The following is a 13783-nucleotide window of genomic DNA, read 5'->3' as shown; positions in this document are numbered from 1 at the left end:
TCCAAACCCACACCAACATCATTCGGGTAGATATCGACGCTGATGCGCCCAATAGTAAGAAGCTCGTGGGTCACGACAATCGCAAACCTTTCTAAAACAAAAAGACTTCAAAACAAGAAAGAAGGGATCCGGGGCCAACGGACGGCGTTTCCAGAACATCAGGGGCGCGCGGAAGGCCTGTATGCCCGCAAATGCATGAATGGCCCGCAACGAGCCGTGCATAGAATGGCAAAGCCGTGTATGGCCGATCGCCCACACGAAATGACGGGCGCCAGCAACGCCGTCCGACGAGGCGAACCACCTCGTGAGGCAGGGTCCAAGGCTCGACGGAAGGCTTCGCCCGTTTGTGTGGTCCGAAAGGGTCGCGGTGCCCGGCCCCCATGGCGAAAATTGATCGACTGGCCTACGCGCGGCTGTCCCTTGCGGGTTCGAAGCCAAGAGTGAATGGGTGCGCCGTCCGTTGAAACGAGGTGGTCTGGGCCTAGGCGTGGGCTCCTGTTTCGACGGGGACTGCCCGCCCGGTAGCAGCTGCTTCGTTTGCGGCGTCCAGGATGCGCATGGTGGCGGCCGCAGCCGCAAAGTTGGTTTCCATCTGGGTGCCATTGACGATGCAGCCCAGGAAGGCTTGTACCTGGGCAATGAATGCCTCGCCGTAACCGGTTCCGACGCCGCGTGAACGGAAGGATGAAACGTCGGAGTAGGCTCCGTGAAGCGGGCCGGTAATAACGCGGCGGGGGCCGTCGAATCTGGGATCGCCCTCGGCGAGATGGATGGTGAATTGGTTGAAATCTTCGGTGCTGAACGTAGCTGAACCCCGAACACCGAAGACGGTCAGGGTCAAGGCGTTTGGCCGTCCGTAGGCCACCCTGCTCGTTTGCAGAACCCCCATTGCGTTGCGACCGGCGACGAGGAGAACAGCGGCAGCGTCATCATTTGTCACCGGTCGGACAGTTCCGGTGGCATCCTTTCGTTCCGTGATGTAGGTCGCGAAGTTTGCCCCCTGCACCTCGCGCACCGGTCCTACGACAAATTCGATGGCATCCAGGGCGTGGGCTCCGATATCGATGAGGGCGCCTCCGCCTGAGGTCGATGCTTCGAACCTCCAGGTGAATGGGACTGCGGGGTCCGCGGCGTGATCGCTGTAGTAGCTGGCCTCAAAGTGGAGGATCTCGCCGATTGCGCCTTCGGCCACTGCATCCCGGAGTGCGGCAAGTCCAGGGATCCGGCGGTAGGAGAATCCGACAGCATCAACGGTTCCCTTGCGGGCCGGGTCGGCGGCCAAAGCGGCAAGTTGGCTAGCCTGCGAGCCGTCGAGTCCCAAGGGCTTCTCCGTGAGTACGTGTTTCCCCGAGGCGAGCACCTTGGTTAGCACGTCTACATGCTGGTTGTTGGGCAGAGCCACGCTCACGGCGTCGATGGAGGGGTCTGCAAGCAACTCGTCGACTGAACTGCCCCACTTCTCGAACCCGTAACGCTCGGCAACATCCTGCGCGAGGGGAGCGAAGGCGTCGACGACGTGGGCGAGTTCAACTTGGACACCCCGAAGTGGATCCGCCATGGAGGCGTTACGGTACCCGAACGCATGGGCCTGGCCTGCCATGCCTGCTCCAATGAGTCCGATCCTGAGAATTTTTGTGGGCATCTTCTGCCTCTTTCTGCTTACTTGGCCGACGTAGCTGCACTGCTATGCGGGCCTAAGAATGGTGGGTTACTTGCCATGACTAAGTTAGAGCGCTCTAATGAGACTGTCAAGGATGACCAAGTGGAAGGAAGAAACTGTGGAGATTGGACTGCTAACGGATGGTGTCGGCCACCTGTCGCGCGGGGCTGCGTTGGACTTCGCGGCGGACCTGGGGCTCACCCGTGTTGAGTTTGCCGCCGGCAATTGGTCAACCGCCCCGCATCTGGACTTGGATGCACTGCTCGGCAGTGCTGCGGAGCGCCTGCGTCTTGAACGCGAGCTCCGGGAAAGGGGGCTTGGGCTCTCGGCTCTGAATGCCAGCGGCAACCAGTTGCATCCAAGTGAGGGCGACAGGAATGATGCACTGGTCAGGAAGACAATCCGGCTGGCTGGCGAACTCGGGATAGACACTGTCGTGTTGATGTCCGGCCTCCCCGGCGCCCCCGGGGACTCCATGCCGAACTGGATCACGGCATCGTGGCCGCCTGAAACAACGAGGATTCTGGAGCATCAGTGGAAGGCTGTAGCCATCCCGTACTGGCATGATCTTGTTGCTTTTGCCGGGCAATGCGGGGTATCCAAGCTCGCCGTGGAGATGCACGCGAATCAGCTGGTCTACAACGTACCGGCCTTGCTTCAACTCAGGAATGAGGTGGGCCCCGTGGTGGGCGCCAACTTCGATCCGAGCCACCTGTTCTGGATGGACGCAGACCCCCTCTCTGCCATCGAGGCGCTCACCGGGGTTATTCACCATGTGCACGCCAAGGACACCCGGATTGAAGACAGGCGCAATGTCAGGTCGCGGCTGGATACCCTGACCGTTGACCACATTGCTGAACGTTCATGGAACTTCGTGACCGTTGGCCGTGGTCATGACGGGCACTTTTGGTCGGCATTCATGGAAGGACTAAGGGCGGCCGGCTACGACGGCACACTGAGCATCGAGCATGAGGACTACTCCGTCGAGCCCGAAGAGGGCATCGCGGAGGCAGCCAATGTGCTGCAGGATGCGTTGGCGGCAGTCGAAGCAGTGAAGACGGCCTAGTCTTCTCCGGGTCTGGTCTCATTCTTTGGGGCGGTGGTGCTCCGGCGGGGAACCAGCTGTGGCTGGAGTTTCCTCACTGTCGAAGCACCACTGTCCCCAGCAATCCGCCGCAGGAGCTGATCAGCACCGAGCTTCCCAAGCTCCCGGCTGTGCTGGTCAACGGAGCTCAGTTGGATGAGGTCGGAAGCGGCCAGGTCAGTGTTGTCGAAGCCAAGAACGGAAACATCCTCTGGGACTCTCAGGCCAGCGCGAGCAAGGGCAGCCAGGGCCCCGGAGCCTGCCATGTCGTTGTTGGCGAAGACAGCCGTTGGCGGCTTGGGTGAGGCGGCCATTATGGCCTCCATCGCCCGGTACCCCCCGGATTCGGTCATGTCTTCTTCCACTACAAGGGGTTCGAGTCCATGTCTAAGCATTGCCGAGAAATATCCTGATCGGCGGCTCCCATACGGCAGCGCGGAACGGTTGGCGATGTGCGCGATGCGTCGGTGCCCCAAGCTGTGCAGGAAATCAACCGCCAGTTCGCCACCTTGCAGATCATCGGCAAGAACCGAATCGATCCCGGGGGCGTGGATCTCGCGGGTTATCACCACCGCAGGCGTGCCCTGGGCCGCCGTAGCCAACCGTTCGGCACTGCCGGTGTAGCCCGCCAGGAGGATGCCGTCCACCCGCAGATCGACAAAGGACCTGATCGCAGCTTCCTCGTCCAGAGGATCGGCCGATCCGACGGCAACCATGAGGTGGTTTCCGCTTTCGGACATTCCTTCAGCAATTCCGTCATAGATGTCAGCGAAGACCGTGTTGCGAAGGTCAAGGAGAAGCACGCCGATGGTGTGCGAGCGGCGGCTTGCCAGCTGGCTCGCCAGCCGGTTTCTTGAATAGCCAAGCCTTGACGCTACATCGAGTACCAGCGACCGCTTGGCGGGGGAGACTTTCGGAGATTCGCGCATGACCAAGGAGACCAGCGCGCGGGACACGCCGGCCTCTCGCGCGACGTCCTCCATCGTCACTGATCGCGAGAGCGCTCTAGATTCCACGACCCCATTATGGCAGTGCTTCAGACATATTTTCAGGAGCCACTTGCCAAATGTCGTGTTAGAGCGCTCTAATGGTGAGTGTCGAGGAACACACTTGGTCCGAGTGGTCCAAGTAACCCCCAACACAACCAAGACAGCCCACTGCCTTGCGACAGCGGCAGGTATCGGGCGATGGATCGAAGGAGATTCAATGACCAAGTTTTCGTGGCGGCGCGCAGCCGTAGCCGCCCTTGCTGTGCCGATGCTGGCGTTGGCGGCCTGCTCGGCTCAAGGCGGCAAGCCTACTGAAAGTGCAGGCGCAGGCGCTGGCCAAGTGGCTTCCACGCCGAAGATCAAAGTCGCGCTGGTGACGCACGCGGCTCCAGGCGATACGTTCTGGGACATCGTCCGCAAGGGTGCCGAGGAAGCGGCGGCGAAGGACAACGTCGACCTGCTCTACTCCGGTGACTCAGAGCCTGGCAAGCAGGTGCAGCTGGTCCAGCAGGCCATCGACCAGAAAGTCGATGGCATCGCCGTAACGGCTGCTACGCCGGATGCCCTGAAGGATGTTTTGAAGAAGGCAACCGATGCAGGCATCCCGATTGTTCTACTGAACGCGGGCGGAGATGTCTTCCAGAAACTTGGCGGATTCACCTACTTTGGCTCGGATGAGAAGTTGGCAGGTCAGGCCGTCGGTGACAAGCTCGTCGAGCTGGGCTACAAGCACCCCATTTGTGTTATCCACCAGCAGGGTGCTGTGAACCTCGAAGATCGTTGTGCCGGTGTCAAGTCCAAAGTGCCCGGCACGGAGAATCTTTATGTTGACGGCAAGGACATGACCGCCGTGCAGTCGACGGCCACGGCCAAGCTCCAGGCGTCCAAGGATGCTGACGTTGTCGTCGGCCTTGGCGCGCCGATCACGCTCACCCTTATCAAATCTGTGAAGGACGCGAGCAGTTCGGCTAAGGTCGCCAGTTTCGACCTCAACGCAGATCTCGCCTCGAAGATTGAGTCTGGCGATGTGGTGTTCACGGTCGACCAGCAACCATACCTCCAGGGCTACATGGGAATCGATGCGCTCTGGCAGAACAAGCGTGGCGGTTTCAAGCTCGGCGGCGGCCAGCCCGTTCTTACAGGCCCGGCCATCGTGGACAAGTCCACAGCGTCCGACGTCCTCAAGTTCGCCCAGCAGGGCGTTCGCTAGACAACAAGTCCCCTTGGTCGTGCGGTGGCTGCCACCGCACGACCAAGCCGACAAAGGAGTTCTTCTTCCTATGGCTACTGCTACTGCTCCGGCCCCCGCGCCGGTATCTGACGAGAGGGTAGGGCGCCGCAGCCCGTTCCAAAAACTCCTCGCGCGCCCAGAGGTGGGTGCTCTCGTGGGTGCGATCGTCCTGTTCATTTTCTTTTCCACGGTTGCCCCGACGTTCCTGCAATCGAGCTCTTTTGCCACCGTCCTGTACGGTTCTTCGACCATCGGGATAATGGCAGTCGGCGTTTCGCTGCTGATGATCGGTGGGGAGTTCGATCTTTCGGCCGGCGTGGCCGTGATTTCGTCCGCCCTGAGCGCTTCGCTCTTCTCTTGGTACTTCAGCACGAACATCTGGGTTGGCGTTCTTCTTGCCCTCGTGATCTCTCTGGGCATCGGCTTCATTAACGGGTGGATCCTGGTCAAGACCAAGCTGCCCAGCTTCATCGTCACCCTGGCCACGTTCCTCATGCTGACCGGCCTGAACCTGGCACTGACCCGGCTCATTGGCGGATCCGTCTCTTCGCCTTCAATCGCGTCAATGGATGGGTTCGATCAGGCCAAGACCGTGTTCGCGTCGTCTGTGACCATCGCGGGCGTTGAACTCAAGGTCACGATCTTCTACTGGGTACTCCTCGTGGTCGTTGCGTCATGGATCCTGCTAAGGACCCGCGTCGGTAACTGGATCTTCGCCGTTGGTGGTGACGCGAACGCTGCCCGCGCTGTGGGTGTTCCGGTGACGAAGACCAAGATCGGCCTCTTCATGGCCGTAGGGTTCTGCGGATGGATCCTGGGCATGCACAACTTGTTCGCTTTCGACGCGGTGCAATCCGGTGAAGGCGTGGGTAACGAGTTCCTCTACATCATCGCGGCCGTGATCGGTGGCTGCCTGCTGACTGGTGGCTACGGCTCGGCCGTGGGCGGGGCGATCGGTGCGTTCATCTTTGGCATGGCCAACAAGGGCATTGTCTACGCACAATGGAATCCGGACTGGTTCAAGTTCTTCCTGGGCTTGATGCTCCTGCTGGCCACCATCGTCAACCTCATCGTCAAACGCCGGGCAGAGCTGAAGTAAAGGGGCCGGACCAATGAATGCACACCAGATCGACCAGCAAACCCTGCTGAAAGACGAGAAGGATCCTTTGACCCACACGCCGGTCCACCTGCTCTCCCTCGACGGGGTTGGAAAAAACTACGGCAACATCATCGCCCTTGGCGACGTGACCATGGCCGTGGACAACGGCCGCGTCACCTGCGTCCTGGGCGACAACGGCGCCGGTAAGTCCACTCTGATCAAGATCATCGCCGGCCTGCACCAGCACGACGGCGGGTCCCTCAAGATCATGGGGGAGGAGCGCAAGTTCGGTTCACCCCGTGAAGCGCTCGACGCCGGCATCGCTACGGTGTACCAGGACCTCGCGGTGGTGTCCCTCATGCCGATTTGGCGGAACTTCTTCCTCGGCTCAGAACTGACCACCGGGGTGGGACCGTTCCGCCGCATGGATGTCCAGAAGATGAAGGACATCACCAAGAAGGAACTCGCGGACATGGGCATCGACCTGCGCGATGTGGAGCAGCCCATCGGCCAGCTCTCCGGAGGTGAGCGCCAATGTGTGGCGATCGCCCGTGCCGTGTACTTCGGTGCCAAGGTCCTGATCCTCGACGAACCGACCGCCGCGCTGGGAGTCAAGCAGTCCGGCGTCGTACTCCGTTACATCCTGCAGGCCCGCGACCGCGGCCTCGGGGTCATCTTCATCACCCATAACCCGCACCACGCGTTCCCCGTCGGGGACCGGTTCCTCCTGCTCAAGCGTGGCAAGTCCATCGGCTACTACGAGAAGAAGGACATCACCCTCGAAGAGCTGACCGCCCAAATGGCCGGTGGCGCCGAACTCGCCGAGCTGGCGCACGAACTCGAACAACTCGGCGGACACACCGAAGCCCTGGAAGAAGTCAAAGCCGAGGCCGCCGCCGTCGGCACGCCCGGAGCAGGCCCCGCCATAACATCGAAGCATTAGCGACCGGGCCGGCCCTCGGCCTGATTAAGTTCGTTCGGCCGGACAGCCCCCACGAAGAAACGACTCGTCCAACCTCGGCTCAGGTCCCTCGGATGCAGACGTTCTGAACCTTGGTGGGGGCATACGATGGACACCCGGTTTGTTGGAAATCAGCAAACAATTATCTTTACTAAGCAACAAGCCCCATTACTTGCCACAGCCACGGACCAGCGGCCCTGCTGAGGAAAGTAGGACTAGAAGGACCACACGACATGGAAGTCACGTCACTGGAGAAATTCGGGCGTCGCCTGCGCATAGCGATGATCGGTGGAGGACTGGGATCCTACATTGGTGAGAGTCACCGCATCGCGCTCCGTGCCGACGGGCTTTGGGATCTGGTCGCCGGAGTTTTCTCTCGCGATTACTCACTATCCAAAGCAACCGGCCGACAGTTACTCATCGACCCCGAAAGGGTCTACACCGACCATCACGAACTGATCCGGGCCGAGTCCCTCAGGCCGGACCGCGTCGACGCGGTCATCGTGGCAACCAGGCCCTCCAGTCATGCCGGTATCGTCATTGCCCTCCTCGAGGCTGGATTCCACGTAGTCAGCGAAAAGCCCTTGACCAGTTCAGTCGACGAGGCAATCGCTGTGGAGGACGCTTTGGTCCGCTCCGGCAGACGGTTGCTGCTCACCCACTGCTACAGCGGATACCCCATGGTCCGAATGGCCCGCGACATGATCCTGCGTGGAGACCTTGGGCGCGTCACCGCAGTAGACACCGAATTCGCAAATGGCGCGTACGCCGCGGGTGCTCCGGCCGATGCCTGGCGCCTCGGGTCAGCAGAGGCCGGTGAGGCGGGAATGCTTGTTGACCTGGGCACTCACGCGTTGCAATTGGCCACCTATGTGACGGGTGCACGAGTCAGCGAGGTCGCAGCTCGCTTGGACCGCCTGTCACCAGGCCACGAAATATACGACAGTGCCTTCCTGGACCTCACGTTCGACAATGGTGCCATCGGACGATGCTGGAGCACCTATCAGGCCGCCGGTGCAGTGCATGGCCTCCGCCTTTCTGTCTACGGAGACCGCGGTTCGCTGGCCTGGGACCATGAGTCAGCGGAGGTCATGTGGTGGCGTCCCGTCGATGGACCTGCAACGCTGCTGACCAAAGCCGGCCCCATGGCCACGGACGGCGCATTGACGGCCAGCCGGTTCACCGCCGGTCACCCCGACGGCTATGGGCTCGCATTCGCGAACCTCTATCGAGACTTCGCCGAAGCCTTAATTGCCGAATCCGTCGGCAATGATCCCGGACACTTTCTATCGCGCCTTCCTGGAGTGGAGGACGGTGTCCACACCCTGGACGTCGTCGAAGGCGCACTGGCATCACACACGGCAGATCACGCACGCGTCAAAGTGCCAACCCGCACACGTCTCCACTAAAGAATGGAAATCTGATTATGCAACGCATCGCGCTTATCGGCGCTGGCTTTATGGGCGCCGTTCACGCCGCCAACCTTGCCGCACACCCGAATGTGCGGTTCGATTTCGTCTACGACGTCGACACTGAACGCGCCGCAGCCCTCGCCGCGCAACATGGCGCCACCGCCGTCACGGACATCGAAAACATCTATGACCCAACTCAGGTGGACGCAGTCCTTATTGCTTCGTCCACTGACACACACGCCGAGAACCTCAAACGCGGCGCAGACGCAGGAATTGCCGTCCTGTGTGAAAAACCAATCGACCGGGAACTCCGACAAGCGGCCGAAACAGTGGACTACGTGAACGCCCGGACGACGCGGGCGATGGTGGCCTTCAACAGACGGTTCGACCGGGACTACGCCGAGCTCAGGGACGCCGTCGCCAGCGGAGAAGTTGGAGACGTGGCGCTGATTCAACTCACCTCCAGAGGGCCGGAGATGCCACCACGGGAGTACTTACGCGTCTCTGGTGGACAGATGCGCGACCAAGCTGTCCACTTCTTCGACCTGGCCCGTTGGATCTCTGGAATGGACCCGGTTGAAGTCTACGCAACGGGGTCGACCCTGGCGGACCCGAGCATCGCTGAGTTCGGAGATACCGATATCGCCGCTGTGACACTGCGTCTACCGACAGGGGCCCTCGTCCAGATCGATACATCCAGGCGCACCGGTTACGGCTACGACGAGCGGATAGAGGTGTTGGGATCGAACGGCATGGTGGAAGCCCGCCGCCACCGCGCCGGCTCAGTCACCCGATACACACTCGGCCAGGCCGTGGAGAACGGAATGCATCCAGGCTGGTTTGAACGGGTACGCCCCACCTATGCTGCAACCCTCGACTACTTTGTGAACTCGCTCGAAAAGGGCGAACTTCCCAGCCCGTCATTGCGGGACGGGCTATTCGCCCAAGCAATTGCCGAGGCCGCAACCCGGTCACTTAGTAGTGGCAGAAGCGAAGTCATACAGTATCCAACTGGCATCACATCGGTTTAACCTGCCGCGGTCCAGAGCCCACCAGCCTACTCGTTGATGCAGTGCAGAACCTTACGACGACAACGGACAAGCCGCTGGAGATCACGCGTGATGGCGTTGACAGGCTGCATCTGGTGCACGTCTTGGACACCATGAATCACCATGCCTCCTACGGTCTTCGCTTCATCACCACCCCTCCCGAAGACGCCGTGCGCGTGCACCAGCACCTGAAGATCGGTGACGGCGACGTGACCTGGGCCGGGTTCAGACTCTGAAAGGACTTAACTTATGGTCAACTGGGTATACCCCTTGGGAACCGCCACCGACGGCAAGTGGGACGTTTCCCTCGGCACCTCCGATTCCAGCCTCGCCGTCGACGGCTGGGCCCATACCGGACTGAAGGTCGCGACGCTCGCCCCGGGTGCCGCCGTCGAACTTTCCGCCGCTGCCGAAGAGCGCATCGTGGTGCCGCTGAGCGGCTCGTTCACGGTAACGGTCGACGGCGGGACGTACAGTCTCGCTGGCCGGGAGTCGGTTTTCCACGGGCCCAGCGACGTCCTCTACACCGGTATCGATAAAGCCGTCACCATCAGCTCGAACGACGGCGGCCGCGTCGCCGTCGCGACCGCACCGGCAAAGGCCGGGTACCCCACCCGCCTGATCACCGCCGCCGAAACCCCGGTAGAACTGCGCGGCGCGGGCAACTGCTCCCGCCAGGTGCACAACTTCGGCACGCCCGCCGCACTGGAAGCCGACCGCTTCATCGTCTGCGAAGTCATCACCCCCGCCGGCAACTGGTCCTCCTACCCTCCCCACAAGCACGACGAAGAGAAGGACGGCGAAACCAGCCTCGAGGAGATCTACTACTTCGAAACCCGCGTAGCTCCCGGCTCCCCCGCCCCTGAGGAGACGGACGCCATTGGCTACGCCCGGGTGTACGCCTCGGACGAGCGGCCCATCGACGTCTCCGCCGAGGTCCGCACCGGCGATGTTGTCCTGGTCCCCTACGGCTGGCACGGCCCCGCCATGGCAGCACCCGGCTACGACCTCTACTACCTCAACGTCATGGCCGGCCCTGGACGTGTCCGTGACTGGCTCATCAGCGACGACCCCCACCACGGCTGGATCCGCCAAACCTGGGACGGCCAGGACGTAGACCCGAGACTCCCGTTCACGGCCTGACCAGTTTGATTACCTGGGTCTGGGGCGGCCCCCTGTGACCAGGCGAGTAACCCGCCAACTATTCCGAAATCCAGAGAACGGCAACATTCGAACTGACAAGGCACGTGAAGAGTAGGACGACGCCGCCACTTCCCTTTCATTCGTTTTTTCGCGTGGACGGGTGCCGTGGGCTGAACCGTTCGCGGCAGCAGTGCCTCTTCGAATATCACTGGCGGTCCAGAATTGGACGCGACTGAGTTCGCTCTTTAAGAATGCGTAGCCGCGTGCCTGGATCACAGTTACCGGAACGAGTTCTGGTTGTGGAACACATCCTCGGTTACCCCTGTCGGGCCATTGTGATTTCAGGATAGGGTCTACGATCTGCGCGGGCCTGAGACGCTCGCATGGCCTTTAGAACTCCCTTGGGAGTTCCTAATCTGGTGGTCCGTCGTTTGCGCCAGTCCCAACGAGTGCCGCTCCCGGTCGTTTGGGCAGTAGAACGCTATCTAACGCGCTGGTGACCATGAGGGCAGCCATAACGAGGAGCGCGGCACGATACGGGGCTGCCGCATCGGCCGCTTCGGTGCTGTTGGGGGCGAAGAAGCGGATCAGCAATGCTCCCACCGCGATGCCGACGCCGGTGGCAAGTTGGACGAGTGTGGCTGAAACCGTGGCCGCTGAGGTCAGTTGTGCGGCCTTCGTGTCTGCGTATTGGAGGGAGGCGTAGGCGGAGAACCCCGCAGATCGAAATGCCCCGCTACACAGCAACAAGGCGAAGGTCAGAGGTGCGGGTGTCGAAGGGGTTAGGAAGGCGAAACCTGCGAAGGTACATGCCGAGGCAAGGGCTGAGAATACAAGTACCGTTTTGAACCCGAATCGACGGATCAGGGGTGTCGTTGCCGGCTTGATGCAGATGTTCCCGATGAAAACGGCGGTCACCATTACCCCTGCCTGGACGGGGGACCACCCGAAGCCTGTTTGGAACATCAACGGCAAGAGGAACGGTATCGAGCTGATGGTCAGTCTGTAGATGAATCCACCTGTGGCTGTGGCGCGGAAAGTGCGGCTGTGAAAGACCTTTAAGTCAAAGAGTGGGTTGGGGCTTGCACGCATCCAGAGCACCGCGGTCACAAGTAATGCGCTTCCGATGATTGCGCTGACACCGGCCCATGGGGTCTCCGGGTGACTGCTGGCCAGTTCCAGGCCAGCGATGAGGGCTCCAACGCCTGCGGTGGTCAGTACGAGGCCTTGCCAGTCCAGCCGATGGCTCTGGATTGCCGGAGTTTTGGGCGTCAGTCGCAGGGCGGCTATCACGGCTCCTATCCCCAGTGGGAGATTGATGAGGAAGATCCAATGCCACGAAAGGTAGGTGGAGATCACCCCGCCTGCGACCGGTGCGAGAACCGGTGCCAGAAGTCCGGGCCAGGCGAGGAATGCTGTTGCCACGAGTAGTTGGGATTTGGGGGTGTCGCGGAGGACCATGAGGGTTCCTACCGGGACCATCATGGCCCCGCCCAGGCCCTGAACTATTCTGCTGAGAGCCAGGAAGGCCAAGTTTGGGCTCATGGCACAGAGCAGAGAGGCTGCGGTGAAGATGGCGATGGCGAGGATAAATATTCGCCGTGGGCTGTATCGTTCGGCCAGCCAGCCGCTGACGGGGATTCCGCTGCCGACAGCGAGCAGATAAACCGTCATGGTGATGTTGACGTCGACGGCGTCGACACGGAAGTCCGCGGCAATGGATGGGATCGCTGTGGTCAGGATCGTTGCATCGAGAAATTCCATGAAGAAGGTCGCTGCAACGAGCAAGGCCAGCCGGGGCTTCCAAGGCCTGTCGGGCCCTGTTTTCCCGTCGCCTCCAGCCGAGTCCGACGGGGCTCCGTTGGGGGAGCTGTTCGTCGTTGGAGGCCTCTTATACATGGTTGCTCCTCTTGGATGATGTGGGGGCTGCGTTCATGGATGAATGCAGCCCCCACATACTTGCCCGATATAGCCTGCAGGAGCTCGACGGTCAGAATCGGAAGTGGCCGAGCCTGGGAGCGGGGACTTTCAGGCGGTGTTCTTGAATGGCAGTCAGACGATCGCGTGCGCCTCTTGGACAGGGCGCTCGGACGTTCGGCTCATGAGTTCCTTCATCTTTTGAAGCTGGTACCGTGCCACCTCTTCACCTGATTCGTTCTCGGCGAAGACACTGGACACCATGACGGTGTCGTTCCTGTCGAGGAACCCTATTTCCCCCAGGCCGCCGAAGAATTCGGCCCAGTTCACGTCGCCGTCACCGATTTTGAGGTGCTGGTGGACGCGTACGGCGTTGCCGGGCGGGTTCGTGATGTAGCGCAGCCCGTGGGACGCGTGGTGGTTCATCGTGTCCGAGACATGCACTACCCGGATTTTGTCCCCGGCAGCGCGCATGATGTCCAGGGGCTGATCCTTCATGTGGAAGGTGTGTGAGGCCACGTAGGCCATTCCGATATTGGGAGAGTTCAGGCCTCGGATGACGCGCAAAGCGGCGAGTCCTTCCTCCACGAAGTCATCGGGGTGGGGGTCGATGGCGACGTGAACGCCCTCGCGTTCGATGACCGGCAGGAGTTCTTCGAGGGATTTATAGAAGGCGGCTTCGGACTCTTCCGGTTGTTCGGGGCGGCCGCTGAATTCGGTATTCATTTGTGTGGAACCCAAGTCCACTGCGATTTGAATGGCCCGTTTCCAGTAGCGGACGGCTGCTTGCCGCGTGGCTTCGTCGGGTCCGGACCATCGGAGCACTGGCAGTACGGAGGCTACTTCCACTCCGGCGTCACGGCACGCCTGCCGGAATTTCCTGACCAGATCGTCGTCGGCTTTCGGGTGTGTGAAGAAGGGGATCATGTCCTTGTGAGGCGTGAGCTGAAGGTACTTGTACCCCAGATCGGCGGCAAGGCGCGGGATTTCAAGCAGGCTGTGGCTGTGGTGGAAGGGGGTTGGGTCAAGGGCGATTTTCATTTCGGGACTCCACGAAGGTTGGGCCGTAATGGCCTTATAGCGGTTCGGCTCCGGTCTCGTGCGCTGTGACGTTGTGGAGACCGGAGCCGATGGGGGTTGTGTGTTAGTCGCGTCGGCTGCGGCCTTCGTTGTTGTCGTCGGCGCGTCCGGGTACTGTGTCTTCGCCGGTGGTTAGTTCGTCGGGGAGGCCTTCGACG

At 61.1% G+C, this 13783-nt stretch carries 11 protein-coding genes and 1 pseudogene; 8 read left to right on the top strand and 4 right to left on the bottom strand.

Annotated features, from left to right (window positions below; translation table 11 throughout):
* Positions 1-481: 481 nt before the first annotated feature.
* The gene (locus tag ACIPY3_RS22865) at positions 482-1642 is read right to left on the bottom strand and encodes a Gfo/Idh/MocA family protein (RefSeq protein ID WP_400337788.1); all 1161 of its coding nucleotides are present in this window, start codon (positions 1640-1642) and stop codon (positions 482-484) included.
* A gap of 112 nt (positions 1643-1754) precedes the next feature.
* On the opposite strand from ACIPY3_RS22865, the gene ACIPY3_RS22860 reads away from it, so the two are divergent.
* Positions 1755-2726: a sugar phosphate isomerase/epimerase family protein gene (locus tag ACIPY3_RS22860; RefSeq protein WP_400337785.1), complete on the top strand. Its 972-nt coding sequence runs from the start codon at positions 1755-1757 to the stop codon at positions 2724-2726.
* Here the strand turns inward: ACIPY3_RS22860 and ACIPY3_RS22855 are convergent.
* Entirely contained in the window at positions 2723-3760 is a 1038-nt protein-coding gene (locus ACIPY3_RS22855; RefSeq protein ID WP_400337783.1) for a LacI family DNA-binding transcriptional regulator, read from the bottom strand. The two genes, ACIPY3_RS22860 and ACIPY3_RS22855, sit on opposite strands and share 4 nt — an antisense overlap.
* A 190-nt stretch (positions 3761-3950) precedes the next feature.
* Between ACIPY3_RS22855 and ACIPY3_RS22850 the strand changes: the two genes are divergently transcribed.
* From ACIPY3_RS22850 to iolB, 7 genes and pseudogenes are all read left to right on the top strand, one after another.
* Complete coding sequence (locus ACIPY3_RS22850; protein ID WP_400337780.1) at positions 3951-4943, top strand: substrate-binding domain-containing protein; 993 nt, start codon at positions 3951-3953, stop codon at positions 4941-4943.
* A 70-nt stretch (positions 4944-5013) separates the two neighbouring features.
* Positions 5014-6063, top strand: coding sequence for an ABC transporter permease (locus ACIPY3_RS22845; RefSeq protein ID WP_400337778.1), 1050 nt, complete (start codon positions 5014-5016; stop codon positions 6061-6063).
* A 13-nt stretch (positions 6064-6076) separates the two neighbouring features.
* Positions 6077-7006 (top strand): ATP-binding cassette domain-containing protein, encoded by a 930-nt coding sequence (locus tag ACIPY3_RS22840; protein ID WP_400337776.1) that lies wholly within the window; start codon positions 6077-6079, stop codon positions 7004-7006.
* A 251-nt stretch (positions 7007-7257) separates the two neighbouring features.
* Positions 7258-8433 carry a Gfo/Idh/MocA family protein gene (locus ACIPY3_RS22835; RefSeq protein ID WP_400337773.1) on the top strand — a complete coding sequence of 392 codons (1176 nt, stop codon included), beginning with the start codon at positions 7258-7260 and terminating at the stop codon, positions 8431-8433.
* Positions 8434-8450: 17 nt separating this feature from the next.
* On the top strand, positions 8451-9467 hold the full coding sequence (locus ACIPY3_RS22830; RefSeq protein WP_400337770.1) for a Gfo/Idh/MocA family oxidoreductase: 1017 nt from the start codon (positions 8451-8453) through the stop codon (positions 9465-9467).
* 65 nt (positions 9468-9532) lie between these two features.
* Positions 9533-9712 (top strand): annotated as a pseudogene (locus ACIPY3_RS22825) (sugar phosphate isomerase/epimerase); the annotation flags it as partial.
* A gap of 22 nt (positions 9713-9734) precedes the next feature.
* Positions 9735-10628 carry a 5-deoxy-glucuronate isomerase gene (gene iolB / locus ACIPY3_RS22820; protein ID WP_400337767.1) on the top strand — a complete coding sequence of 298 codons (894 nt, stop codon included), beginning with the start codon at positions 9735-9737 and terminating at the stop codon, positions 10626-10628.
* Between the two features lie 411 nt (positions 10629-11039).
* Here iolB and ACIPY3_RS22815 read toward each other — a convergent pair whose 3' ends face one another.
* The gene (locus ACIPY3_RS22815) at positions 11040-12527 is read right to left on the bottom strand and encodes an MFS transporter (protein WP_400337765.1); all 1488 of its coding nucleotides are present in this window, start codon (positions 12525-12527) and stop codon (positions 11040-11042) included.
* A 153-nt stretch (positions 12528-12680) separates the two neighbouring features.
* Positions 12681-13586, bottom strand: a complete 906-nt coding sequence (locus tag ACIPY3_RS22810) for a sugar phosphate isomerase/epimerase family protein (protein WP_400337762.1) — start codon at positions 13584-13586, stop codon at positions 12681-12683.
* Between the last annotated feature and the right edge of the window lie 197 nt (positions 13587-13783).

The sequence above is a fragment of the Paenarthrobacter sp. NPDC089714 genome (assembly GCF_044748905.1).
GTDB lineage: Bacteria > Actinomycetota > Actinomycetes > Actinomycetales > Micrococcaceae > Arthrobacter.
Note: the sequence above shows the minus strand (reverse complement) of the source record. Positions and strands in the feature narration are given on the sequence as shown.

What these genes read in the sequence shown, in the direction of transcription:
- ACIPY3_RS22865 (WP_400337788.1), bottom strand. Translation starts at nt 1,642, where the DNA reads ATGCCCACAAAAATTCTCAGGATCGGACTCATTGGAGCAGGCATGGCA.
- ACIPY3_RS22860 (WP_400337785.1), top strand. Translation starts at nt 1,755, where the DNA reads ATGACCAAGTGGAAGGAAGAAACTGTGGAGATTGGACTGCTAACGGAT.
- ACIPY3_RS22850 (WP_400337780.1), top strand. Translation starts at nt 3,951, where the DNA reads ATGACCAAGTTTTCGTGGCGGCGCGCAGCCGTAGCCGCCCTTGCTGTG.
- ACIPY3_RS22845 (WP_400337778.1), top strand. Translation starts at nt 5,014, where the DNA reads ATGGCTACTGCTACTGCTCCGGCCCCCGCGCCGGTATCTGACGAGAGG.
- ACIPY3_RS22840 (WP_400337776.1), top strand. Translation starts at nt 6,077, where the DNA reads ATGAATGCACACCAGATCGACCAGCAAACCCTGCTGAAAGACGAGAAG.
- ACIPY3_RS22835 (WP_400337773.1), top strand. Translation starts at nt 7,258, where the DNA reads ATGGAAGTCACGTCACTGGAGAAATTCGGGCGTCGCCTGCGCATAGCG.
- ACIPY3_RS22830 (WP_400337770.1), top strand. Translation starts at nt 8,451, where the DNA reads ATGCAACGCATCGCGCTTATCGGCGCTGGCTTTATGGGCGCCGTTCAC.
- iolB (WP_400337767.1), top strand. Translation starts at nt 9,735, where the DNA reads ATGGTCAACTGGGTATACCCCTTGGGAACCGCCACCGACGGCAAGTGG.
- ACIPY3_RS22815 (WP_400337765.1), bottom strand. Translation starts at nt 12,527, where the DNA reads ATGTATAAGAGGCCTCCAACGACGAACAGCTCCCCCAACGGAGCCCCG.
- ACIPY3_RS22810 (WP_400337762.1), bottom strand. Translation starts at nt 13,586, where the DNA reads ATGAAAATCGCCCTTGACCCAACCCCCTTCCACCACAGCCACAGCCTG.